Below are 22174 nucleotides of genomic sequence, written 5' to 3' on the forward strand. Positions count from 1 at the left end.
AGCTAGGCGCAGACATAGAAGCTCACAGTTTGTGAATCGTCTATCTGCAATACAGCCGTACGATCTAACTACGCCAGATGGGGTCAGCTTCCCGCTTACGTCTGTCGGAAATGTCGTTGCAGCAATCATGTGGCGGGATCGAGCCAGGCGATTGGCCCGCTCTCTTCAGGTCGAGACAGTGATTCCGATAGCATATATTCATCGCCTTGAAAGGTATCGAACTGACGATCCCGTCGTTAGAGGCGTCGAACCTAATGCGCCGCGATGAAAAGCTGACACCACACGAAATTCCGTTGGCGACGCATTCGCTGTGACATAACGGGTTGTGCCGAAGCTAACAGAACTGGCACTTCTGGCCGGATAAGATTGTTGTTCTATGGCAGTTCACCGCCTCTGGTACAGAGTTAGCGAAGCTATGACTTTTCCCTGTAAAACACCATGCCGCCATGGTGAAGCGTGTCGTTGTCGATAAAGGTGCCATCGGCAGTGAAGCCCGTGTCGTCCCAGTAGTCGATGTGATTGCCAGTTACAACGTAGCGGCCCTGATAGGCGCTACGGCGGTTGCCACGAGCCTCGTCATACCGGCCGGTTGGCAGAAGTTCCTGGCGAATACGGCCGTCGCCAGTAACCCACATGCCGATATAGGGATGGTTTTGCGGCTGGGCCTGGGTGCTGGATTGAATGGGCATGGTGTCCTCTGCCTTGGCGATAGGGGCCACCGCGCCCAGAGAGGCTGCGGTGGGGACGATGATGGCGGCGATGATCAGGAGAGGATTGCTCATGGCAGAGCCTCCACACCTGTCGTCGTCGGGGGGCTTTGTTTGGCAGGTTCGTTGCCGTTGTCTTGGCGTCGCTCTGCAAAGAGCTGCGACAGGACCTGCGAAGCGGCGATTGCCTTGGGGAAGCCCGCCGGCACGGTCACCATGTAGATGACCTCCTTGAGCTCTTCCTCCGACACGCCGATATTGAGCGCATAACCGGCATGAACCCTCATAAAACCGGGCTCGCCGATGGCGGCGAAGGCCGCTACGGCAGCGAGCTGGCGCGTCCGGTTGTCAAGGCCGGGGCGCGACCAGACGTCGCCCAGTGCATAGGCTTCGGTCGCCTCGGCCAGGAACGGGAATTCCCGCCGCATGCCTTCAAGCGTTGGCTGCGTCATACCGTTGTTCAGGCTTTGGATCACCGCAGCCCCGCGCTCGCGCCTTTCGTCCGTGGTCTGGGCGAGAGCGGCGTTGGGAAAGAGGCCGAGAAGTGAGGCGGCGCCGGCCGCTGCGAGATGAGTCCTGATCTGCTGAAACATGATAACCTCCTCTTTACTGGCTGGTTTCTGAGTGGCTGGTCAGAAAGCTGCCCTGGTCGGGCGGATGACGATCTCGCTGACGTCGACATCCTCGGGTTGCTCGACGGCAAAGCGCACGGCGCGACCGATGGCATCGGGCGTGAGCGCGATGGCACGGTATGTCTTCATGCCTTCGATCGCGCTCGGATCAGTGATTGTGCTGGCCAGTTCGCTTTCGACGACGCCCGGATGGATGCAGGTGACGCGCAGCTTGTCGTTTTCCTGGCGAAGGCCATCGGAGATCGCGCGGACAGCGTATTTGGTGGCACAGTAGACGGCCGCCGTCGGTGACACCGCCAGTGCGCCGATGGAGGCGATGTTGATGATCTGGCCCGAACCGCGCTCGGTCATTTCGTGCAGGACGGCAGCAACGCCGTAGAGCACGCCCTTGATGTTGACGTCGATCATCCTGTCCCATTCATCGACCTTCAGCGAAGCCATCGGCGAAAGCGGCATGACGCCGGCATTGTTGACAATGACGTCGATACGGCCGAATTCCCGGCGGGCGGCCTCGGCGAAGGCTGCCATATCGGCACGATCAGTGACATCGACCTTGCGGGTCATGACCTTCCCGCCGACCGCACGGATTTCTTCGGCGACGGCTTCCAAACGGTCCGTGCGGCGTGCGCCGAGCACGACGGTCGCGCCGGCCTTTGCCAATTCGTGCGCAATGCCGACACCGATTCCGCTGGAAGCGCCTGTAATGAGAACAACCTTGTCCATGACTTTCTCCTCTTTCGTCCGTTTTATTGCGGTTGTCAGGAAGATAAGCCTGGGGCATTGTCGTGATAAACCACCTATTTCTTCATTGCGAGGTAAGGATTTCTAACCAATGCTGCCGGACTTTAACGCGCTTGCTGTGTTCGCTCTCGTTGCGGAGGAAAAGAGTTTTCGCGCCGCTGCCGACCGGATGGGCGTCACGCGCTCTGCCGTCAGCCAGACGATCCGCAGGCTCGAAGAGACGGTCGGTATCGCGCTGGTCAGCCGTACGACCCGCAGCGTGTCACTGACGGAGGCCGGCGAACGGCTCTATGCCGAGGCGGCGCCAGCACTTCTCGAGATGCAGAGCGCTATGGAGGCGGCCGCGAACCTTCGTAGGCGGCCGCGTGGACGTTTGACGCTTGCGGTTTCGTCGATTGCCGAGAGCTTTCTGTCCGGGCCGCTGCTGGCCACCTTTCTGGGGGAAAACCCGGATGTGACGATGCATGTAACCGTCACCGACGAGGAGTTCGATATCGTCGCGGAAGGATATGATGCGGGGGTGAGGCTCGGTGAAGTCATTGCCCAAGACATGATCGCCGTGCCGGTCTCGGGTGAGCAGCGCCAACTGGCCGTGGCGTCGCCAGGCTATCTCGAGCAATTCGGGACGCCGCGCCACCCCAGCGAACTTGCAAGCCGCCGCTGCATCGGTTGGCGTCGAGCGGCGAACCTCGCCCCGTACCGTTGGGAGTTTCAAGAGGACGGCCGGGAGTTCTCGGTGACAGTGGCCGATACGATCACGACCACAGATATGGCACTAATGATCAAGCTCGCGACGGTAGGCGCCGGGATCAGCTTTGGCATGGAGGACAGTTTCCGGCCGGAAATCGCACGCGGTGAACTTGTGCCGATCTTGGAAGAATTCTGCCCGCGCTTTCCTGGTTTCTTTCTCTACTATCCGAGCCGCCGCAACATGGCGCCGAAGCTGAGAGCACTGGTGGAACATCTGCGCAGCTTTCGCCCCACGGCCGGATGATCTGGGAGCACGGCAAGTGCAATCTCGCCATCGCTGTAGGTATCACGTTTCTGAGTGCACGGATGGCAAAGACACATGCGCCCTGGGGTCTGGAGCAAAGACACACTGCCACTGTATCTCGCCCATTGATCTACTCGCTAGGCAGAGCAGGCACTTCTATTGCGAACGACGGATTTGGGGCCGACTACGGCTGGGCAAACCGCTATGGAAGCGGACACAATGTGCAGCGGACGGGCGTTCTGACGGTTCTCTCCGAGTTTCAAGACACGACATTTCTTCCAGCCACAATCGCGAACTGCGCGCGGCGGCGATGGGCCTGTGGACGAAAACAGCCCGAGCATGAGAGATATCTGCCGATGGCGTCTTTCGCTGGCCTTTCATCCTTTAAGTATACGATGCCGGGCAAATGTATATTTCAAAGCTTTATTCCTTGGGAGCGAAAAGGCGGTGCATGGTGCACAATCATAGAACAGCGCCATTAGCAAATTCCACCTGAAGCAACATGGGTGCAAAACGCGCGATACCTGGCGCCACCATCGATCAATGGCCCTTGAGGCATCCAGCGAAAATCGTCGATTTTTCTCGAATTTTTGGTTTCAGGGACTTGCTGGGAAGAGTGCAAATTTTCAGGTCATGCATTGACCCGCTTCAATCGAACGGCGGTAGAGCAAAGAAGAAATATTCTTTAATATAGTAATTTTTATTAAATATTGAGGCTTCTCGCAGATTGTCCCGGCGGACCGATCTCATATTGCCGGGGGGCACACGAATGACTGCAGAAGCTGTACAAAAACCGCTTTGGATCAAGATTACGGGCTACGGCTTTGCCGCTGTCCTTTTCGCAAGCGCAGCGATTGGAGGCTTAGCCTGGTACCGCCAAGCTGACATGAACGACAAAGCACTGCAGAGTATGGCGAGCAGTGATCTCAACGTCATACAGACGGATATGGCCGCCATTCAACGTTCCGCCTCAGCCCTCGCGCTGGCGTTCGCGGGTGAGCCTGACATTGCTGGATATATTGGCACGAACGATCGACAACGTCTTCTTGAGAAGTTCTCCACGAACATCAAATCGGTTGCGCAAATCGGTGGGCTTCAAAACATTACCATTGCCGATGCTAAAGGCAACGTAATCGCACGGGCCCACGCCCCAGAAAAATTTGGCGACAATTACTTGGCCCGCCGTAAAACTGTCGCAGCAGCTGTCTCAACAGGAAAAGTCGCCGCCGGCATCGAACCAGGGCGAACTGGCATCGGCATATACGCAGTTGCGCCAGTCCTGTTCAATGGCAACGTTGTCGGCGTCGTTGACATCGGTACCGAATTGTCGAATGCCTATTTTACGCCGTTAGCTGAAAGGCTGGGTGCAGAGATCTCCGTCAATGTGCTCTCCGAGGGTAAGCTGGTGAACCAGTCATCGACGGAGAGCGGCAACGCACTTCTGCCTTCAGATAAAATTCAGGCTGCCTTTGACGGCAAGCCGGTGTTTGAAACGACCGTGCTCGAAGGCCGCGCCATGCTTATCAAAGCAGTACCTTTCAGCTCGTTTGCCGGAGAAACGATCGGTGTCTTCGAAATCGGTACCGATGCAACGACGATTACCGCTGAAGCCCGTACCGCGTTGTGGACCATGCTTGGCGTCACTGTCCTTACTTCAATCATCGCCCTCACCGCCTTTTTGCTATTCGCAAGGTCACTCGGAAATGCCATCGGACGCCTGACCGGCACAATGTCGCGGCTGGCCGCGGGAGACCTAACTGCCAAAATCGAAGGCGAGCACCGTCCCGACGAGACCGGCGCCATGGCGCGCGCCGTACAGGTGTTCAAAGACAATGCACTGAAGACCAAGGAACTGGAGCGCCAAGCCGAGGAGCAGCGCAACATGACCGAGGAGCAGCGCCATCAGAATGCCGAGGAACAGCGCATCCGTGCTGAGGCCATGGCCGAAGCGACCAGTGGTCTCGCGACCGGCCTCAAGCATCTCTCATCCGGCGACCTGACATTCCAGCTCGCCCGTCCATTCGCTCCCGATTTCGAAAGCCTCCGCGCCGACTTCAATGCCACTGTTGAACAGCTGCGCGGCACGCTTGGCTCGGTTTCTGAGGCAGCCAGCTCGATCGACAGCGGTTCACGCGAAGTCAGTAACAGCGCCGACGATCTGTCAAAGCGCACCGAACAGCAGGCCGCTGCACTGGAAGAGACCGCTGCGGCGCTCGATCAGATCACCGTCAATGTCGGCAATTCGTCGAAGCGCGCCGAAGAAGCCCGTACTGTCGCCATCGAGGCGAACGAAAGCGCCCGCCAGTCCGGTGCTGTAGTTGCCAATGCTGTGCACGCGATGGGCCGTATCGAAGAATCTTCGGGCCAGATCTCAAACATAATCGGCGTCATCGATGACATCGCGTTCCAAACCAACCTGCTGGCACTCAATGCCGGTGTTGAAGCGGCTCGCGCCGGTGAAGCCGGCAAGGGTTTCGCAGTCGTCGCGCAGGAAGTGCGCGAACTAGCACAGCGTTCGGCCAAGGCTGCGAAGGAAATCAAGGACCTAATCGGGAAGTCTTCAGGAGAAGTCAGCGCCGGCGTCAAGCTCGTCAAGGACACTGGCGAAGCGCTTCGCTCCATCGAAGCTCATATCGTCACGATCAACCAGCACATGGACTCGATCGCCACCTCGTCACGCGAGCAGTCGGTGGGACTGGCTGAGGTCAACACCGCTGTCAATCAGATGGACCAAGTGACCCAGCAGAATGCTGCCATGGTGGAAGAAGCCAATGCGGCCGGTGCCACTCTTGCAGCCGAAGCCGGACGCCTGCGCGAACTGATCAGCCAGTTCCAGCTAGGACAAGGCAGCGTATCCAATGGAACCACTCAAGCCGCCGCCCTGCGCAATGCGGCATCGGGGATGGTAGCTTCGCACCGCTCGACGCCTGCCGCGTCACCGGCCCGCGGCATGGTCAGCAAGATTGCCAAAGCCTTTACTGGCCGCAGCAACGCAGCAACGGCGACCGATAGCTGGGAAGAATTCTGATTAGCGTTTGATTGACTGATAAAGCGGTGACGGGAGCTTCAGGCCCCCGTCTCTCCTCTTCTGCAGAGCATCCGCCGCCTTGAGCGGATACGAACCTGCGACCCGTGAACATGAAGATATCAGCTGCACTCAACAGGTCGTAGATTTCCGCACCAAATGGTGCTATACGAGCTACTCATTTACGGGAGCTAGAATATGCGATCGACAATAAATCTCGACGACAATCTTATGGAGCGGGCCAAGTCCCTCACGGGCACCAAGGAAACAGCAGCTGTCGTCCGACAAGCGCTGGAGACGCTTGTGCGTGTGGAATCCGGCAAACGGTTGATCGCGCTTGGCGGCTCTATGCCTGAGGCTGAAGCAGCGCCCCGCCGACGGAGCGACGTGGTCAAGTGATCCTTGTAGATACCTCGATCTGGATAGATCATTTTCGATACGACGACGCAGAACTTCGAAAAATCATCAATGATGACCAGCTGCTTTGCCACCCATTCGTTGTCGGCGAACTGGCGCTCGGTAGCCTAAGAGAACGAGGTGCAGTTTTAGCTTTCCTAGCAGCTCAACGCGAAGCAATGATCGCGACCCACGTAGAGGTAATGACGATTATTGATCGCCATTCGATATTCAGCATGGGGATTGGTTACACAGATGCCCACTTACTGACTTCAACATTGCTCGACCGGCGATCAAGCTTGTGGACAAGAGATAAGCGCCTCGCGACCGCAGCGCAAAAAGTTGGTGCGGCACTTTATCCGCACGCGCACGCCTCTCATTAGAACATTAACGCAGGACCGCTCACCAACATTGAGGCTCTTGAGGGGAATCGAACCCGAGCTATAAAATGGCTAAAGGGATTGCAAGTGCTGTGACTTGTTTGGCGAACGGCTTACTGTAGCGGGACGCAACTGTTCGATATGAGAGGATTAAAAAATGGCCGAAGATGCGGGCGTGATAGCTGTGGACCATACGGGGTTCTCGGTCGCCTCGTTGGAGGAGGCGATCCAGTTCTGGACTGAGGCGATGGGTTTCGACCTTACTCGGCGAGGAGAGATGGGTGGGGAGTTCCTACGGGAGGCCACGGGGGTTGACGATCCGCGTTGCCGAATGGCGCTGGTGACTGCTCCAAATGGCTACCCTATCGAGCTTCTCGAATATTCGACAGGCCGTACGTTGGGCCAGACACCTCGTAGCGCGGGTGCGATCGGCGCCGCGCACATCGCCTTCACGGTTACGGATATCCGCACGGCGATTGCGCGGGTTGAGAGGGCGGGGTGGGCAGTGAAGGGTTCGCCGCAGCCAATACCAGCCGGCCCCCGATGCGGAACAATGGTCGCGTACATCTCCGGCCCAGATGGTATCACCATAGAGCTGATGCAGCCGCCTGTTGAACATTCCCGCGTCGTGTAACGCCCCTTCGGTCCGGGAAAGCTGAACCTTGTGAGGGTTTTCCGTTCCATTGCTAGGAGCCCTCTACGCCTACTGGGTTTCTCGCAGCAAGATCGATCCTGACGAAGGATATCACGAATGGTGCCCTTGCGTTCAAAGTGACTATTACGGTTCGTCAGCATCTGGCTGGCGAACTTGTTTTTTCTCAGTGTTTCCTCATTCGCGATCAGAGTAACGATCTCGGAAGAAGGCGTTATACAAACGCCTTGAGAGGATTCGAACCATCGGGCCGCGCTTCTTTCTTACCATGCACGCGCTCTGTGGGTGGCGGTGTGGAGGTCGACTTCATGATAGCCAGCGCTGGTGGTTTTCCCGAATAAATACGTCCGCTGATTTCGGTGCTTGTCTCGTTAGCACAAACACACAGTCGGTGACGCGGTCTTCATTCCCGTCCTCTATCCACTTATCCATTGAAGCGAGCGTCTGCGCATAATCCTTATCCAGACCACCCGCGTGATATCGCTCGGCCAGTTGATCGACGTCGAGATTAACGTGTCGGATGTTACGGCCAAGAATGCCGCTCAGCTTGGACGCAATATCCGCGTAGGACAAGGTTTCAGGGCCGGTCAGAATGAAATCCCGGTTCCAGGGTTGGTCTTCGAGCAAAGCGCTGACAGCCGCTCTGGCGATATCGCTCGCGTCAATGAAGCCGACCCGGCCCGATCCAGTTGCCGAGTAAATTGCATTCTCTCGCTGGATGGTGATCTGGTGCTGTTGGTGAGAGAAGTTCTGCAAAAACCAGGTTGGACGCAAAACTGTCCACTCTGGCACGTTGTCTGTAACATACGTGTGGACCTGCCCCATCATCGGCCCACCGGCTTCCAACGACGACGCGCTGAGCAGGACAAAGCGCCGGACACCGCAGGAGCGCGCAATATCGAGGACGGGCGGGACGACTGCACCATGGTCGCTCGTATTTGTCGGAGCGACAATGTACACCGCATCTACCCCATCAAAAGCTCTCCGCGCAGTTTCCGGCTGCTGCCAGTCAAACAGAACCTCGCTTTCGCGAGACGGAGTGCGCGTGCCTATCTCTGGAATGATCCCCCGCTCTCTCAAGCCCTCCACAACCAATCGTCCGGTGGTTCCGGTTCCGCCTGTCACAAGGATTTTCGCTGACTTATCTTTCTCCATCATTGAGCCTCCGTCGTGACAGGTGAAGGTTTCGTTGCCGAGAGAAGGATAAGCGGGTTCCAGTAATCGCGGTAGCGCGTAATGAGCCCGCCCTTCAAATCGACCACCGAGACATAGATTTGATCGTACCGTATGCCTGTCTCGTTGGAATATCCCTTGCAGCTAAATTCGATCGTGGCTGCCTCAGAACCGGTGGCGACGATAACCCGATTTAGGTTCATCGATTTAATTGTCAGCAAATCGGCTACAGTTGGAAGATAGGCCTCAAGGGCTGGTTTGCCGACAAGACGCTCGGTAAATCCCTCAGGCGCGTAGGGAAACTCAAAAACGATATTGTCATCGCACATATCGAGAAACGATGTCGCTTCAGACGAAACTAGATCACCCAGAGCCTGCCTCAAAAGAGACGACAGACTTGGGAATTGGTCGGCTTTGTTGGTCACAGTGCTTTACTCCCAATGGATGGAACGCTATCGTTCCATCCAGTATATGGAGCACCTTGGATGGAACGCAAGAGTATCGACGAAGAAATTCGACGTAAGCCCAGCGGTGCTGCGGTCATGCGCACTGATCTGACACAAGCCTTGGTTCGGGCCTTCTTTGAAGATTGGGCCCTCTACGGCTATGGCGGAATAAGCCTTGAGCGGGTCGCAACGCGGGCAGGTGCCGGCAAAGCCGCAATCTACCGCCGCTGGCCATCGAAGCTTGCACTGGCTTCAGATGCAATAGAGGAGCTTGGTTTGAAGCTTACTGATGTGTCAGCGCGGGGGAGTCTCATCGAAGAGCTCGAAGGTTACTTGCTGATGATGAGACGCGCGCTTCGTCATCGGCTCGTGCGCAGAATATTGCCTGATATTTACGCGGAAGCCGCTCGTGAAAGCGAACTCGTTACCGCATTGAAGAAGCTCGCTCAGGCTCGTCGAGCTGCGGGATCTGCCCTGATCGAGCGTGCTATCGCACGCGGCGAGCTCAATGCAAACATCGACGTCGAAATGGCGCTGGATATGATTCCATCGGCGCTCTATTGGCGCATGATTGTGACGAACCGCTCGATGAGCAAAGCTGAAATCGAGCGACAAGCGAAAGCGCTTAGCGCTGCGATGAAATGTCTTTGACGTTGTACAAGGTGAGAGGGCTATCAAGTATTCTGACAATGAATTCGCAGCACTCACAATTCGAGTTGCAAACCCTCCTCCCCTTGTGCAGGAACCGAACAGCAAATCAGCGCCTCGCCATCTGCGACCGCATAGCCAGGCTCGGAGAGATAACTGACGTCTCCCTTGACGATCTTCGTCCGGCAATCCCCGCAATTGCCAGCTCGGCAGCCATTGGGCGGGTTGAGGCCACTTTGCTCTGCAAGTTCCAGCAAGGAGCCGCTGTCCGGCCTCCATTGCGCCTGTTTTGAAGATTGTGTGAAGACGACAGGCGTCGGAACCGAAGGGGCAGGCTGGCGCGGCTTCGCCGATATGTCAACGGCGTAGTCGCGCTTCAGGCCGGAGGGGCCGAACGCCTCCGCATGGATGCGACCGTCTGCGATGTTCAGCCCGCGGAGCCCGTCATACATCGACTGCATGAAGGACGACGGTCCGCAGATATAGAAGTCATAGTCGCCGAATGGCAACTTTGCCTTCAACAGCGTCATGTCGATGCGGCCGACTGCATCAAAAAGGCCGTCGCCGTCGCTGTCGACATCGGGCGCACCGAGCACCTTGATGTCCCGAACGGTCCCTTCGCTACGCGCAACCAATTCGCCGATTTCGCGGTCGAATGCTCTTTCGGCAGAGGTGCGCGACGACCTGAACAGCCATACCTGACGGCGATAGCGCGTTCTGTCACCTGTATGGACGACATGACGCAGCATCGACAGCAAGGGCGTAATGCCGATGCCAGCTGCAAGGAGCACGGCCGGACGGGTGCGTTCTGTTGCATCGATTGTGAACGCTCCAGAAGGCGATAGAGCTTCGATCTCGTCGCCTTCCCGCATTTTATGCAGGAGTGTGGATGCCCGGCCTTCGCGCTTCACACTCAGCCTGTAGAAGCCGTCCGATGGAGCACTCGATATTGTATAGCTGCGGCGGATTGTGTCCGTGCCATCCGTGATGCTGATCGGAAGATGCTGGCCTGCCAGATGCGGGATGACAGCCTCGTCATCGACCGGCACAAGGTGCAGCGAACGGATCGTCGAGCTTTCCTCGATTGTTCGCTCAACGCGGAAGCGCCTCCAGGTTTTTGCCTGGGCCGCGACCTTCAAGCGGCTTGCGGCCTCGCGCCAGTCTCCCGTCATCAAGCTGCTTGGCGACATGCCATCTTGGAGAAAGCTCCAGCGCAGTGGCAGTGCATTTTTGCGCAGCACTACCTTTTCCGGCATGACGCGCCAAAGACGCTCGGCGCCCTCGAAGGCAGCGATCTCGGGTGAATCCAGTATGATCTCGACGCTGCCAGCGATCTGCAGCATGTCACCCGTCTCATGATCGACGAACAATAGCCCGGCGCGCGGATTGACGGCGAAATTGCCAAGCGTGTTGAAGAACAGATTGCCGTTGAAATCCGGCACAGTCAGGCCACCATCGGCATCGACACGAACGAAACCGCGTCGGCCACCACGATGGGAGGCATCCACCTTCCGTCCTTCACCCTCTAAGTCCACATAGGACGCCACGAAGAACGTGTCGGCGGTTTCGATAATGCCACGCTGATGTGCGTCGAGCCGATTTGAAACAATCACCTCGGAAGACTGTCGCGTTGCTGGATCGCGCAGATATGTTTCCGATTTTTACGTGCTTGACAGGCAACACGTCAGAGCACATTGTACCGTACGGTAAAGCAAGTACCAATCAGTACAAATTGAGAAGGACCCTCGATGTCACGCCCTCCACTCCCACCCTTCACCCTGGAAACTGCAATTGAGAAGGTTCGCTTGGCCGAAGATGGCTGGAACACGCGCGATGCTGCCAAGGTTGCTCAGGCCTATACGCTCGACACCCGTTGGCGTAATCGCGTGGAGTTCTGCACCACTCGCGACGAGGCCCAGGCATTTCTGACACGCAAGTGGAACAAGGAGCACGAATATCGTCTCATCAAGGAGCTTTGGGCTTTTGCCGGTAACCGTATCGCCGTGCGCTACGCTTATGAATATCATGACGATAGCGGTCGCTGGTTCCGCGCTTACGGCAATGAGAACTGGGAATTTGGCGAGGACGGGTTGATGGCGCACAGACATGCAAGCATCAATGAGATGCCGATCTCTGAAAGCGAGCGCCTGCTCCACTGGCCGCTCGGCCGTCGGCCGGATGGCCACCCTGGCCTCAGCGATTTGGGTCTCTAGTCATGGCCCGCATGGTCGCCGAAAGATCTGACACCATAGCTTCCCTGGCCGAAGTGTTCCGTGAACACGGCTATGAAGGCGCAAGCCTTGCCTTGATTGGCAAAGCAACGGGCCTCGGCAAGGGCAGCCTGTACAACTTTTTTCCCGGCGGGAAGGAAGAAATGGTGCGAGCTGTCCTCACCGAAATCGAGCAATGGTTCGAAAATGCTGTATACGCCCCGTTGCGGAGCGGGAGCGATGCCAATGCTGCCATCGATGCAATGCTTGATGCTGTCACGAATTACTTCAAATCCGGCAGGCGTGTATGCCTGGTTGGCGCCTTGGCCGTCTCCAATACACGAGACCGCTTCTCGCAGGCCGTTCGGGGTTATTTCGCAAGCTGGGTAGACGCGTTGCAAGCAGCGCTCGTTCGGCAGGGCCAGCACGATGAACGAGCGCGTATCCTCTCGGAAGATGCCGTGCTGTCCATACAGGGCGCAATAGTGTTGTCGCGCGCGCTGGACAACCCGGCCGTGTTTCAACGCGCCATGGACCAGCTCCGGAGGCGTTTACTGGTTATTGAAATATGACCGCACTGCTCAGTTACTGTTGAAAAACTAAGAGTTGTTGGCGCCCGGCATCAATTCTCAAACTTTACCTGGGGCCACAGCTCCAATGAGAACCGAAAACACCTCCTCTGCCTCAGAAGCAGAACAATTCCCGCGCGTAACGGCCGTTGTTAACGCGTCTCCTGCTGCAACCAAAGCCGCGGAAGCCAACGCCAGCGATTCCGGCCGTAAGCTTGAGTGAGGCCGGAGAACTTCCACGAACATTTCGATCACGGCGTCGACTAACTCCTGGTAAACGCCTGCTTTCTCTTCGCTTCCTGCAAGCGCTGCGCCGACAGCATGAAATTCGTCACCCTGGTCGGTTCCGCAAGCCAGATAGGTTTTAGCCAAAGCCGAAACAGTCTCTTCCGCAGATCGATTTTGCTCAGCCATAAGCGTGCGAAACGCGGCGATGCGTTCGGTGTCTATCCAACGACAGAGTTCAATCAACAGACCCGTTCTGGTCTCGAAATGCTCGTAAGTCACAGGCTTGGAGACGCCCGCACGCACTGCCAGATGGCCTAACGTCAGCCGATCAGCACCTTCCTCCCGAACGATTAAGCGCGCCGTCTCCAGGAGTTGCTGACGCCGCTCGGGCTTTGAAAGACGGCCCGCGGTCCTGTTGTCGACAGCGACTTTTGGTTTTTCCACTTGCGTACCTACTTTTAGTAACCTACCATATGTAGGTATTAGTAAAACGTAGGTGTCGCAATGTTACAAGCTTCTGAAAGTCTGCACGACCCAATCCTGATTATCGGCGGCGCTGGTGAGGTCGGGCGCTGGGCTACACGCTTCTTGCGTGACCAACATCCTGATGTACCAATCCTCATTGGCGGTCGCGACGAACAACGGGCGATACGAGCAGCAGCAGTTGTCGACGGCGCGTCTGCGGTGGTCGTGGACCTCACTGCGTCCGACCTGGGGTTAGGCGAGCGGCGAGTCTCGGCAGTCGCAACGCTTTTTACCGATGAGACCGGGGCAGCTCTCCGCTGGGCCCAGCAAAAAGGTGCCGGGTATATCAACATCTCGCCAAGCATCAGCGAACTCGGTTTGGAAACTGCGACATTCATGCAAAACCCTGCCGCCGCGCCCGTCGTTTTGGGTACAGAGTGGCTGGTTGGTGCGACAAGCGTACCGTCGCTCTTGTTCGCCCGAGAATTTGGTCGTCTGGAAAACTTTCACATCGAGGCGGTGCTCGATGAGCAAGATGCGTTTGGACCTGCGGCAATTGCAGACCTTGAGCGCCAGATGTATGCGGGTGCTGCTGCTCTTATAAGAACTGCTGGCGCGTGGCGGTGGTGCCATGGCGACGAAACCAAGTCAAAGGTTCGCGCAATCGACGGTACCGAGTTGAACGCGAACCTGTTTTCGCCGAACGACGTCCTGTTGTTGGCAAACGCAACCGACGCACCTGATATTCGGTTCGACTTGGCCATCGGAATGAGCTCCGCCCGCCGGAATGGCGGACCGGTATCGACGGAAATTATCATCAACCTTTCGGGCCTGGATCACGCCGGGCAGCCGCTTCGGAAACGTCACGCGATCGTTCACCCCGGTGGGCAGATGCCGCTCACGGGTTTGGGTGTCGCGCTCGTTCTTGAACGCCTGGCTGGTCTCGAAGGCGATGCGCCTCGACCGGGTCTCTACTTCCCGGCCCAACTCATCGACCACTCCACATACCTTGAAAGGCTTCGCGCTTCAGGTGGTGAAGTCATGGAATTGGAGCCGATCCAACACGCGCCGCAAGGCTCGCATCAAGCATAAATTGGAGCAGAAAATGAGCCAACCCAGTTTACTATCAGCCGCCACGGATCATCCCGTACTTCATTCGCAAATCGAGGCCAACGGTGCCTCTTTCCATGTCGTTGAACAAGGCCGTGGTCCAGTCGTGCTTTTCTTGCACGGATTTCCAGACACTGTGGAAACGTGGCGTAGCCAGATGCAAGTTGTTGCAGAAAACGGGTACCGCGCGATCGCGCTGGACATGAGGGGTTTTGGCGACAGCTATTCCCCGGACGATCCCGCACTTTACAGTGGGGCCCTAATTGTTGGCGACCTGATTGGCATTCTTGATGCTTTGCAGGTGCCTACCGCAACGATCGTATCGCATGACTGGGGTGCCGACCACGGGCAACGGGCGATGGTCATGCGACCAGATCGTTTCAACGGGATCATAACGCTTGGCATCCCGTTCCTGCCACGGGGCGAGTTGAGTACATGGGACTTGCTACGCAATCGCGGTCTCGGCGATCTCTATTACGCTTTCGACATGATGAAGCCGGAGACGGATGACCGGATCCGCGATGCCAGCAAGACTATTCCGAGTGCACTTTATTGGCTCTCGGGCGAGCCCGTCGAAGGAACCGGCTGGGACCCCATCGATGCAAAGCGGAATATGTTCCGACCTGCACCTGACGTGCTGCCGAGCTGGGCCGATCCAGCCTATGTGAAACACAACATCGAAACGTTCCAGCGAACGGGCTTCAGAGGCGGCCTGAACCAGTACCGTGGCGTGCAGGCGACGTTTGAGCATCTCGCTGCCTACAAGGATGTGCTGATCAAGCAGCCATCGCTTTATATTTGGGGCGATGCAGACGGGTTGTGCCGACTGTTCCACCCCGTCCCACCGACAGTGGAAGAGATGCGCGAGACAGCGCCTGGGCTCGTCGATATCGTGCGCCTGGAAGGTGTCGGTCACTGGCCTCATCATGAGGCCCGCGAACGCGTGAATACCGAAATCATCAAATTTCTGAACGGCCTTAATGCCACCCTTTCAGCAACTGCCTAACCAATCAAGGACCATAAGACCATGACACTTTCTCACGCACTTCGTACAGGCGATCTTGCTTCGGTCAAATGCGCTATTGACGCCGGGGCGGAGGTTAATGCTAGAGGCCCCGATGGTCTCACGCCATTGATGATCGCGTCTGCGCTTGGGCAGGCGCAAGCTGTTGCTTTGCTCCTGACCGCCGGGGCGGACCTGCTGGCGGCGGAACCTCGTATGGGAGCAACGGCAATCCACAAGGCAGCACAGTCCGGCAGCGCCGACGTGATCGGGATGCTCTTGGACCACGGAGCCTTCATCGATCAACAATCGCCTGTTCTCGGCAATACCGCCTTGATGGATGCCGTGCTTCACAAGCACGAATCTGTCGTGCGGGCTCTGCTGTCGCGGCGAACGCGGACCACCATACGGAATTACTGGCAACAGACCGCGCTCGACATCGCCAAGTATGACGACCTGCAGGCAATCGCAACGCTTATTGAGGAACGAGATGAGGCGGATGAACAGCACATTTCCAGCTTGTCGATCATCTCATCAGTCAAGGCCGGTAATATTGAGGAGGTGAAGCGGCTGATCGCAGATGGCGCGGATTTTGAGGTTCGGGTGCCCATAACCGGGACATTCGATGACGACTACACGCCTCTCGGTCTCGCAGTTCGCGAAGGCCATGCCGAAATAGTGCGCGTATTACTGGATGCTGGGGCAGATCCTCGCCGTACGATCGGTCTCATGCGTGGTTCACCACTTCACGATGCTGCCTATTTCGGAAAGGCGGATCATATCGATATTCTGACCTCATCAACAAAGCAGGGGGCCACACAGGTTGAGCTCGATGCGCAGGGACCTTACAATGGTCTAACCGCTTTGCACGATGCTGTGTGGCACGGATACGCCGATGCCGTAGCGTCTCTGGTGTCAGCCGGTGCTCGCCGTGATCTGAAAACTCACTCGGGGATGACACCACTGAGCCTCGCTACTCTCTATGGCTATGACCGGATCGTTGAAATCCTGAGCAGCGACAGTCAGCAGGCTGCCTGATCACGCCACATCAGAAATTGCGTTTGTCGCAGCAAGTGCTGCGGCGACGCATGAGGGGCGATGAGCCTAAGCACGAATTCTCTGCCGGGATTGTTAGCAGCTCTTCATTGCGTTCAGCGCTAGGAGGAAGCGTCCTCTCAATCTCAAGCCCGACGTCGCAACCGCGTTGCAAGCGCGGATGTCGCGATGGCAGGAAGCGACAAGGCGAGCAAAAAAGGGAGGCCGATCAGTATTGAAGTGCCGTTGTTTGCAACGACCAACGCAGGCAACTGCGCGAATGTGATGATCGCTCCTGCGTACCACAATTTACTGGAAAACCACGCGACCAGTCCAGATATGATTACTGATAACGGATAGGCAGCGTACCAGTATGCGGCGGCATCCCAAGGTTCATCGACGTTGCCTAAATAACACACAAGCTGCCAGAACAATATTCCAAAGATCAATGTTACGACCGGTGCGGTCCATCGCGGGTTCATCGTCATCGGATCACAGGCACCTTATCGAAACGAAATACTTGGACAATAAAGGGCACCCTGCAGCTATGACACAGGCCCATCACAGCTCGTGACGTTTAGGTCTACCGACTTAAGCACGACTGGCGTTGATGGTATTTGCAATTTGGTTAGAGGGGTCGCGAAAGCAAATACCGATCAAAGTCCCAACTGAATCAGGACTTCTGATGAGAACGACATAGGCTAGTTGCCGACCGATCACAACCGCCAACCCATGCTCAAATACTGTAGACGAGACTTTAGGGGCGCCGACTCGGTTTGAGGAGAGTCAAGATCTAACGTTTCGATGGATGGGGTTTTGACCGGACCTGGACTAAGCACATCCAAGCGGATTCCGCGGTAGTTTCGTCGCGGAAAAGCGCGGCTTTCGATAGCATTTTCAACGGGGCCCGTCAGCGCGTTGTCGAACGTTTTGGCGGCGACCAGTAATATCACTCGCGCTCCCTCAGCGATAAATTGACGGGCAGTCGCGAGACCAACTCCACGGCTCCCGCCTATGATGGCAGCTTTTTCCGTCGAGCTTTCTCATCGTTCCTGCCGCTAAGCGATCCGGTTCGCGTCACAGACAAGTTCGCCCACAAAATCTGTCGTCATGCTCATGACGTCAGTTTGCGCTCTTGCTGCTGAAGTCAATTGTCTGGCGATGGCAACGAGCTATTTCCGCGATAAATGGTTTTTTGGAAACAAGGTCAACAGTTAAAAGCCGACACCACCTGGTACTGTAACGAGAGATATTGAGACCAGTGCGTATGACGGTAATTGATTTTAAGCGATCATTCAAACCGCCCTCATGCCCATTTGAACGTTGATCTAGTGACGTAGGTGCTGGTGACAAGTTGACCCGAAAGTGAAATACTTTCAATCGCTTCGGGGATGTGAAGGATTATGCCGAGCTCATCGCCGGTTTCGCCAAGGAATTTCCACGGCGAAACGGGCAGCATAGACGATGCGTCTAATGCTGCGTCCATCGAAGCATATCGACATCGTATCCGAGCGATTTGGCCCTCTCGACGAGCATGTTACGGGTCTTTTGTGCGGGTTTTGGTTCCCGCGTCAGAATCCATAAATATCGACCTGAAGGTTCGCCGACTATCGACCAAGAATAATCCGCGGCGCGATCAAGGATCCAGTAATCCCCGGAAAACGGTCCGAAGAAAGAGACTTTGAGCTTGGCGTTGCCACTATACGGCACAGTTTTTGCCTTGCCTTCGGATTCTTTGCGCTTGCCATTTATTCCGCCTTCGCGGCATGTGTTGAGCACGCGGAACATACCATCTTTGCGAAGTGAGTAGTCAGCAGAAACCGCCTCGCAACCGCGCTCGAACTGGTTCTCATAGCGCGCCAGCTCGAACCAGTGACCTAGGTATCGGTCGATTTCGACCGGTTTGACTGGCTGAGGTACAGACGGATTGCCTGAATGCCCAACTGGGCTGCACGCAGCCAACACGGCGCCTAACAGCGTTATGATTGCGATATTTAGTTTCATGCCGTCAGAATACATTGGGTGACCGAAAGTTCCAGCCGCTCGTCCGCTTTGAAGGTGCGCCGATCCTCGGCTAGCCGTAGAAATCGTACGACCGAAGCCGATCAATTGTCAGTGCCGATGTTGATCGCCACAATGGAATCACTTTTGCGTTCGGCGGTGACCTCTCCGTTGTGGTGAATTCATAACCTTTCAGTAGCAAACCGATTTCACTGCGGATCACAGCAATACGCAAAAGTGGTTCAACTGGCGGCAGAACTGAACAGCTAGACTTCTTAAACACTTAACGATGGAGTGCGCTTACCTGCGGGGTTCTACGCGAAATGAAGCCGCATCATCCGATGCCATGAAATGGGGACGCGTCGTCAACTTCGATCTCAGCGAATCGGCCGGAAAAACTCCCTGATCTCATTTGCCAACAAATCTGGCTGCTCGAGCGCAGCAAAATGCCCGCCTCTCGGCATTTCCGACCATCGGGTGACGTCCGCAACCCGCTCGACCCAAGACCGCGGCGGGATGGGCAGTTCCTTGGGAAAATGTGCCATCCCCAACGGCGGTGTCAGTCGTTCATTCGGGGCAAAGATGAGAGGGTCGAGGCGGTTCTCCTTGTAAAGCCGAAGAGAGGCATTGAGGTTGCCGCTGAACCAGTAGAGCGAGATATCGGTCAAAATCGTATCCAAAGAAAGAATGCTTTCGAGATCAGCGTCGTAGTCCGTCCACGCGCGAAACTTCTCTGAAATCCAGGCTGCCAGTCCCACCGGTGAATCCGAAAGCGCGAAGGCCAGAGTCTGAGGTTTGGTGGAATGCATCGCCGAGTATGCCCCCTCGGCCGCGGCCCACGATGCGGCACTCATCTGATAGGCCCGCTCCACTTCCGACGGCTTGTCACCAGGAGCTAGAGTGGGACGGAACCCTGCCGACACGTAATTCAAATGAACGCCGAGAACCGCGTCCGGAAACAGGCGCGCCAACCACGTGGACACACCTGCGCCGATGTCGCCGCCTTGCGCACCAAACCGCTCATATCCAAGCGATCTCATCAGTTCACGCCAAAGGCGGGCGATGGCGCGGGATCCGACGCCCGGCTCTAGAGGCGCGGACGAAAACCCGTAGCCGGGAAGCGAGGGGACCACCACATCGAAAGCATCTGCCGGATCGCCACCGTGCGCACCGGGGTTGGTCAGGAGCGGCAGGATGCGCTCGAACTCAGTAAACGAACCCGGCCAGCCGTGAGTGAGGATCAGCGGCAAAGGTGCCGGTCCGGCGCCCTTTTGGTGGATAAAATGAATATCGGTGCCATTGATCGATCCTACGAACTGCGGCAGTTCGTTGAGCCGCGCTTCTTCCGCGCGCCAGTTGAATTGGTTCTGCCAGTGGTCTACCAGCCTGCGGAGAAAGGCAAGACTTGCGCCATCATCCCAGGAAGCATCGTCAAGTGTCTTAGGCCATCGGGCCATGGACAGACGATGCTTTAAATCCATGAGGTCTTCGTCGGCAACTGCGATCGCGAATGGACGAATGATCATGTGTCTTTCCTCGAATTGTATACTGGCGCTTGCGAACGATGTGAACTGAATGAGCAGACAGCAATTTCGAATTCATTCGATCACGTATCATCAGCGGTTTCCATGGTCTTGAACGGAACCGAACCCGCGGCACGTAATTTCAACTTCCGTCAAGCCGTCTCCGTAGCGACCTTGCGGCTGAAGCAGTGCGCCAAGAGACCCTGCAACGATGTTGCCACTCTGAGCCTTTGGTGGTAAAAATTACTACCAAATGCCTTTGGAGGTCACCTATGCCAAATGTTGAAAAGGTCAGCGTTTCAATGACACCCCAACACGCCGAGTTATTGCGTGACGCGGTGAAAAGTGGCGCTTATGCTAGCGGAAGCGACGTTGTTCGCGAAGCTATGCGTGACTGGTCGGCCAAATGGATGCAGAAGATCGAAGATATCGCCAAGCTACGTGTGATGTGGGAAGAAGGCAAGGCTAGTGGCCCTGCGGTCGAAGTGGATTTTGATGCGGTGTTGGATGAAGCACGCCAGGAAATAGCGTCTGCCGCTCCCCATGCCCGTTAAGCTTCTTTGGACACTGAAGGCGCGCGGCGACGTAAAGAGCATCTACATCGAAATGGGGAAAGAGCAACCGCGCAGCGCTGAGCGGTACTTCGCCAATTTTCGCCGCAACGCGGAATTGCTGATCGAGCACCCGCGTTTGGGCGAGCGTCACCCGGAAGTATTCCGAACCGCTCGGATGTTGGTCGAAGCGCCCTATGTGATTCTCTATGAGATAAGCCCCGACGCCGATGACGGCCCTGTTGATACCGTCGAGGTCGTCCGAGTGGTGGACGGACGGCGTGACCTCTCCGCGCTGTTTAAGACCTGATGGGATGAAGGCAAAGTACCGAACGCTTTGAACCAAGCCGAACCTGCGGCCACATTATTTCGAGTGTGCGGAAAAAACGAACCACTGAACACGCGTCGCCGACAATACTGAGAAATTGTGTAAGATCAACGAAGTGGTATCGCGAGACGCCGTTCTAATATCGCTTAAGGTTTTTTGACATCGATGTCATCCACTGCGAATAGTGGGTACTTTTCGAGGCAATATCCTTAAAGTCGACCTCGACCGCTCTACGGCCATGCAGGCTCGATCGCCGCTGCGCGAGACCGGCACTGATGACACCAGACGAGGTGCTCTTATGCGACAATATGAGAACCTTGTTCGACGGTTCGACGGTCGTTCTCAAACATGACCGATCAATGCTAATGCGGAGCCAAAAGGCCCTAGTTGGTAAGCGCGAGTTTCGTAAGCGCGAGTTTCTATACGCCTTCCTCTCTTAAATGCTGTCAGGCATGGAGGTTTCCACTTAACATAGGTGGACACCTTGATGGACAAAGACACTCTTAAATTCCCCTCCTCAAAACAAGATCGCGACCGCCGGCGTCGCTATGATCCCGCATGGAAGCAGCGGCTGGTCGAGGCGTGTTCAGAGCCGGGGGTTTCGGTATCACGGCTGGCGCTTCAACACGGGGTCAACGCAAACCTTGTGAGGAAATGGATCAAGAATGCTCGGCACGTATCTGTGTCGTCGACATCGGCGTTCGTGCCGGTTCAGATCACGGCGGCGAGCGGCAAGTTCGATATTGAGATGCCAAATGCAGGGAACGAAGAGCCGGCACGCAGAGCGCACGCGACCCGCTCCCCTTCGAAGGTGAGAGCGTCGTTGCCAAATGGCGTGATGCTGTCGCTTGAATGCGGTGACGTGGACGCTTTGACAACGATCATCGGAGCGCTGGCTCATGTTCAAGCTAAACGCTGATATCCAGGTTTACCTGCATCGTGAACCGATCGACTTCAGGGCGGGATCAATAGCCTTGCGGTCCTGGTCCAGGAGACAATGGCGCTCGATCCGTTCGCTCCTGCTGTCTTTGCATTTTGCAATCGACGGCGTGACCGGATGAAGCTCCTGTTTTTTGATCGATCCGGTTTTGTGCTGGTTTTGAAACGGTTGACCGAAGACAAGTTCCGATGGCCGCGCCGCGAGGTGCCGGTGGTGACGCTGACGACAGAACAGCTTCATTGGGTTCTCGACGGCATCGATATCGACGCGATGGTCCGCCATCCCTTGCGGCAATATGAGATTGTCGGCTGAAGGGATGATCTGAGCAGTTGACGCGGCCGGGCGGTTCAGATTCAAAACTGTGATGAACAGAGCCGGTGAACCTGATGTTGCAGTGCTGATGGCGCAGTTGGCGGC

Annotated in this window: 24 protein-coding genes and 1 pseudogene; 15 read left to right on the plus strand and 10 right to left on the minus strand. The window is 56.4% G+C overall.

What is annotated here, in order from left to right; all coding sequences use genetic code 11:
* Positions 1-413 precede the first annotated feature (413 nt).
* Genes ACQZ51_RS23075 through ACQZ51_RS23085 form a run of 3 tightly spaced genes read right to left on the minus strand, consistent with a single transcriptional unit; the run spans position 414 to position 2062 of the window.
* The gene (locus ACQZ51_RS23075; RefSeq protein WP_448780845.1) at positions 414-782 is read right to left on the minus strand and encodes an Atu4866 domain-containing protein; all 369 of its coding nucleotides are present in this window, start codon (positions 780-782) and stop codon (positions 414-416) included.
* Complete coding sequence (locus ACQZ51_RS23080) at positions 779-1300, minus strand: carboxymuconolactone decarboxylase family protein (protein WP_448780847.1); 522 nt, start codon at positions 1298-1300, stop codon at positions 779-781. Before ACQZ51_RS23080 ends, ACQZ51_RS23075 begins: the two co-directional genes overlap by 4 nt.
* 39 nt (positions 1301-1339) lie before the next feature.
* The gene (locus tag ACQZ51_RS23085; RefSeq protein WP_448780849.1) at positions 1340-2062 is read right to left on the minus strand and encodes an SDR family oxidoreductase; all 723 of its coding nucleotides are present in this window, start codon (positions 2060-2062) and stop codon (positions 1340-1342) included.
* A gap of 109 nt (positions 2063-2171) precedes the next feature.
* Here ACQZ51_RS23085 and ACQZ51_RS23090 point away from each other — a divergent pair, with 109 nt between their 5' ends.
* The 5 genes from ACQZ51_RS23090 to ACQZ51_RS23110 all read left to right on the plus strand — a co-directional run bounded on the left by ACQZ51_RS23090 (position 2172) and on the right by ACQZ51_RS23110 (position 7509).
* Positions 2172-3074: a LysR family transcriptional regulator gene (locus tag ACQZ51_RS23090; RefSeq protein ID WP_448780850.1), complete on the plus strand. Its 903-nt coding sequence runs from the start codon at positions 2172-2174 to the stop codon at positions 3072-3074.
* Between the two features lie 769 nt (positions 3075-3843).
* Positions 3844-6102, plus strand: a complete 2259-nt coding sequence (locus tag ACQZ51_RS23095) for a methyl-accepting chemotaxis protein (RefSeq protein WP_448780852.1) — start codon at positions 3844-3846, stop codon at positions 6100-6102.
* A 195-nt stretch (positions 6103-6297) separates the two neighbouring features.
* On the plus strand, positions 6298-6498 hold the full coding sequence (locus ACQZ51_RS23100; RefSeq protein WP_448780854.1) for a type II toxin-antitoxin system VapB family antitoxin: 201 nt from the start codon (positions 6298-6300) through the stop codon (positions 6496-6498).
* Positions 6495-6878, plus strand: coding sequence for a type II toxin-antitoxin system VapC family toxin (locus ACQZ51_RS23105; protein WP_448780856.1), 384 nt, complete (start codon positions 6495-6497; stop codon positions 6876-6878). Before ACQZ51_RS23100 ends, ACQZ51_RS23105 begins: the two co-directional genes overlap by 4 nt.
* Before the next feature lie 172 nt (positions 6879-7050).
* Positions 7051-7509 carry a VOC family protein gene (locus ACQZ51_RS23110; protein ID WP_448780858.1) on the plus strand — a complete coding sequence of 153 codons (459 nt, stop codon included), beginning with the start codon at positions 7051-7053 and terminating at the stop codon, positions 7507-7509.
* 324 nt (positions 7510-7833) lie between these two features.
* Here the strand turns inward: ACQZ51_RS23110 and ACQZ51_RS23115 are convergent, their stop codons facing one another.
* Together ACQZ51_RS23115 and ACQZ51_RS23120 are read right to left on the minus strand one after the other, a co-directional pair.
* Entirely contained in the window at positions 7834-8685 is an 852-nt protein-coding gene (locus tag ACQZ51_RS23115) for an NAD(P)H-binding protein (RefSeq protein ID WP_448780860.1), read from the minus strand.
* Positions 8682-9125, minus strand: coding sequence for a nuclear transport factor 2 family protein (locus ACQZ51_RS23120; RefSeq protein WP_448780862.1), 444 nt, complete (start codon positions 9123-9125; stop codon positions 8682-8684). Before ACQZ51_RS23120 ends, ACQZ51_RS23115 begins: the two co-directional genes overlap by 4 nt.
* Positions 9126-9185: 60 nt before the next feature.
* Between ACQZ51_RS23120 and ACQZ51_RS23125 the strand changes: the two genes are divergently transcribed.
* The gene (locus tag ACQZ51_RS23125; protein WP_448780863.1) at positions 9186-9797 is read left to right on the plus strand and encodes a TetR/AcrR family transcriptional regulator C-terminal ligand-binding domain-containing protein; all 612 of its coding nucleotides are present in this window, start codon (positions 9186-9188) and stop codon (positions 9795-9797) included.
* A 53-nt stretch (positions 9798-9850) separates the two neighbouring features.
* On the opposite strand, the gene ACQZ51_RS23130 is transcribed toward ACQZ51_RS23125, so the two are convergent.
* Positions 9851-11407: a 2Fe-2S iron-sulfur cluster-binding protein gene (locus ACQZ51_RS23130; RefSeq protein ID WP_448780865.1), complete on the minus strand. Its 1557-nt coding sequence runs from the start codon at positions 11405-11407 to the stop codon at positions 9851-9853.
* Positions 11408-11542: 135 nt separating this feature from the next.
* On the opposite strand from ACQZ51_RS23130, the gene ACQZ51_RS23135 reads away from it, so the two are divergent.
* Together ACQZ51_RS23135 and ACQZ51_RS23140 are read left to right on the plus strand one after the other, a co-directional pair.
* A complete protein-coding gene (locus tag ACQZ51_RS23135) occupies positions 11543-12007 on the plus strand; it encodes a nuclear transport factor 2 family protein (protein ID WP_448780866.1) in 465 nt (154 codons plus the stop codon).
* 2 nt (positions 12008-12009) lie between these two features.
* Positions 12010-12576 (plus strand): TetR/AcrR family transcriptional regulator, encoded by a 567-nt coding sequence (locus ACQZ51_RS23140; RefSeq protein WP_448780868.1) that lies wholly within the window; start codon positions 12010-12012, stop codon positions 12574-12576.
* Between the two features lie 57 nt (positions 12577-12633).
* Here the strand turns inward: ACQZ51_RS23140 and ACQZ51_RS23145 are convergent, their stop codons facing one another.
* Positions 12634-13245, minus strand: a complete 612-nt coding sequence (locus tag ACQZ51_RS23145; protein WP_448780870.1) for a TetR/AcrR family transcriptional regulator — start codon at positions 13243-13245, stop codon at positions 12634-12636.
* Positions 13246-13305: 60 nt separating this feature from the next.
* Here ACQZ51_RS23145 and ACQZ51_RS23150 point away from each other — a divergent pair, with 60 nt between their 5' ends.
* The 4 genes from ACQZ51_RS23150 to ACQZ51_RS23165 all read left to right on the plus strand — a co-directional run bounded on the left by ACQZ51_RS23150 (position 13306) and on the right by ACQZ51_RS23165 (position 16774).
* The gene (locus tag ACQZ51_RS23150) at positions 13306-14358 is read left to right on the plus strand and encodes an NAD(P)-dependent oxidoreductase (RefSeq protein WP_448780872.1); all 1053 of its coding nucleotides are present in this window, start codon (positions 13306-13308) and stop codon (positions 14356-14358) included.
* Positions 14359-14371: 13 nt separating this feature from the next.
* Positions 14372-15382 (plus strand): alpha/beta fold hydrolase, encoded by a 1011-nt coding sequence (locus ACQZ51_RS23155; RefSeq protein ID WP_448780874.1) that lies wholly within the window; start codon positions 14372-14374, stop codon positions 15380-15382.
* Between the two features lie 21 nt (positions 15383-15403).
* Positions 15404-16417: an ankyrin repeat domain-containing protein gene (locus ACQZ51_RS23160; protein WP_448780875.1), complete on the plus strand. Its 1014-nt coding sequence runs from the start codon at positions 15404-15406 to the stop codon at positions 16415-16417.
* A gap of 186 nt (positions 16418-16603) precedes the next feature.
* Positions 16604-16774 (plus strand): hypothetical protein, encoded by a 171-nt coding sequence (locus tag ACQZ51_RS23165; RefSeq protein ID WP_448780876.1) that lies wholly within the window; start codon positions 16604-16606, stop codon positions 16772-16774.
* Between the two features lie 1110 nt (positions 16775-17884).
* On the opposite strand, the gene ACQZ51_RS23170 is transcribed toward ACQZ51_RS23165, so the two are convergent.
* Together ACQZ51_RS23170 and ACQZ51_RS23175 are read right to left on the minus strand one after the other, a co-directional pair.
* Positions 17885-18433, minus strand: a complete 549-nt coding sequence (locus tag ACQZ51_RS23170) for a lipocalin family protein (protein ID WP_448780878.1) — start codon at positions 18431-18433, stop codon at positions 17885-17887.
* Between the two features lie 359 nt (positions 18434-18792).
* Positions 18793-19941, minus strand: coding sequence for an epoxide hydrolase family protein (locus tag ACQZ51_RS23175; RefSeq protein ID WP_448780880.1), 1149 nt, complete (start codon positions 19939-19941; stop codon positions 18793-18795).
* Between the two features lie 269 nt (positions 19942-20210).
* On the opposite strand from ACQZ51_RS23175, the gene ACQZ51_RS23180 reads away from it, so the two are divergent.
* The 3 genes from ACQZ51_RS23180 (at position 20211) to tnpA (ending at position 21736) form a co-directional block, all read left to right on the plus strand.
* Positions 20211-20492 carry a ribbon-helix-helix domain-containing protein gene (locus ACQZ51_RS23180; RefSeq protein ID WP_448780882.1) on the plus strand — a complete coding sequence of 94 codons (282 nt, stop codon included), beginning with the start codon at positions 20211-20213 and terminating at the stop codon, positions 20490-20492.
* Entirely contained in the window at positions 20482-20799 is a 318-nt protein-coding gene (locus ACQZ51_RS23185; RefSeq protein ID WP_448780884.1) for a type II toxin-antitoxin system RelE/ParE family toxin, read from the plus strand. The genes ACQZ51_RS23180 and ACQZ51_RS23185 overlap by 11 nt, the downstream gene beginning before the upstream one ends.
* Positions 20800-21304: 505 nt before the next feature.
* Positions 21305-21736: an IS66-like element accessory protein TnpA gene (gene tnpA / locus ACQZ51_RS23190; RefSeq protein ID WP_448780886.1), complete on the plus strand. Its 432-nt coding sequence runs from the start codon at positions 21305-21307 to the stop codon at positions 21734-21736.
* A 9-nt stretch (positions 21737-21745) separates the two neighbouring features.
* Here the strand turns inward: tnpA and ACQZ51_RS23195 are convergent.
* Positions 21746-22174 (minus strand): annotated as a pseudogene (locus ACQZ51_RS23195) (hypothetical protein); the annotation flags it as partial.

It is taken from the genome of Agrobacterium sp. CG674 (genome assembly GCF_053521645.1).

Bases quoted from the DNA above. Each gene is read 5' to 3' on its own strand.
- ACQZ51_RS23170 (WP_448780878.1), bottom strand. From the start codon at position 18,433: ATGTATTCTGACGGCATGAAACTAAATATCGCAATCATAACGCTGTTA.
- ACQZ51_RS23125 (WP_448780863.1), top strand. From the start codon at position 9,186: ATGGAACGCAAGAGTATCGACGAAGAAATTCGACGTAAGCCCAGCGGT.
- ACQZ51_RS23160 (WP_448780875.1), top strand. From the start codon at position 15,404: ATGACACTTTCTCACGCACTTCGTACAGGCGATCTTGCTTCGGTCAAA.
- ACQZ51_RS23090 (WP_448780850.1), top strand. From the start codon at position 2,172: ATGCTGCCGGACTTTAACGCGCTTGCTGTGTTCGCTCTCGTTGCGGAG.
- ACQZ51_RS23185 (WP_448780884.1), top strand. From the start codon at position 20,482: ATGCCCGTTAAGCTTCTTTGGACACTGAAGGCGCGCGGCGACGTAAAG.
- ACQZ51_RS23080 (WP_448780847.1), bottom strand. From the start codon at position 1,300: ATGTTTCAGCAGATCAGGACTCATCTCGCAGCGGCCGGCGCCGCCTCA.
- ACQZ51_RS23150 (WP_448780872.1), top strand. From the start codon at position 13,306: ATGTTACAAGCTTCTGAAAGTCTGCACGACCCAATCCTGATTATCGGC.
- ACQZ51_RS23155 (WP_448780874.1), top strand. From the start codon at position 14,372: ATGAGCCAACCCAGTTTACTATCAGCCGCCACGGATCATCCCGTACTT.
- ACQZ51_RS23175 (WP_448780880.1), bottom strand. From the start codon at position 19,941: ATGATCATTCGTCCATTCGCGATCGCAGTTGCCGACGAAGACCTCATG.
- ACQZ51_RS23115 (WP_448780860.1), bottom strand. From the start codon at position 8,685: ATGATGGAGAAAGATAAGTCAGCGAAAATCCTTGTGACAGGCGGAACC.
- ACQZ51_RS23085 (WP_448780849.1), bottom strand. From the start codon at position 2,062: ATGGACAAGGTTGTTCTCATTACAGGCGCTTCCAGCGGAATCGGTGTC.
- ACQZ51_RS23180 (WP_448780882.1), top strand. From the start codon at position 20,211: ATGCCAAATGTTGAAAAGGTCAGCGTTTCAATGACACCCCAACACGCC.
- ACQZ51_RS23100 (WP_448780854.1), top strand. From the start codon at position 6,298: ATGCGATCGACAATAAATCTCGACGACAATCTTATGGAGCGGGCCAAG.
- ACQZ51_RS23135 (WP_448780866.1), top strand. From the start codon at position 11,543: ATGTCACGCCCTCCACTCCCACCCTTCACCCTGGAAACTGCAATTGAG.
- tnpA (WP_448780886.1), top strand. From the start codon at position 21,305: ATGGACAAAGACACTCTTAAATTCCCCTCCTCAAAACAAGATCGCGAC.
- ACQZ51_RS23140 (WP_448780868.1), top strand. From the start codon at position 12,010: ATGGCCCGCATGGTCGCCGAAAGATCTGACACCATAGCTTCCCTGGCC.
- ACQZ51_RS23075 (WP_448780845.1), bottom strand. From the start codon at position 782: ATGAGCAATCCTCTCCTGATCATCGCCGCCATCATCGTCCCCACCGCA.
- ACQZ51_RS23165 (WP_448780876.1), top strand. From the start codon at position 16,604: ATGGCAGGAAGCGACAAGGCGAGCAAAAAAGGGAGGCCGATCAGTATT.
- ACQZ51_RS23095 (WP_448780852.1), top strand. From the start codon at position 3,844: ATGACTGCAGAAGCTGTACAAAAACCGCTTTGGATCAAGATTACGGGC.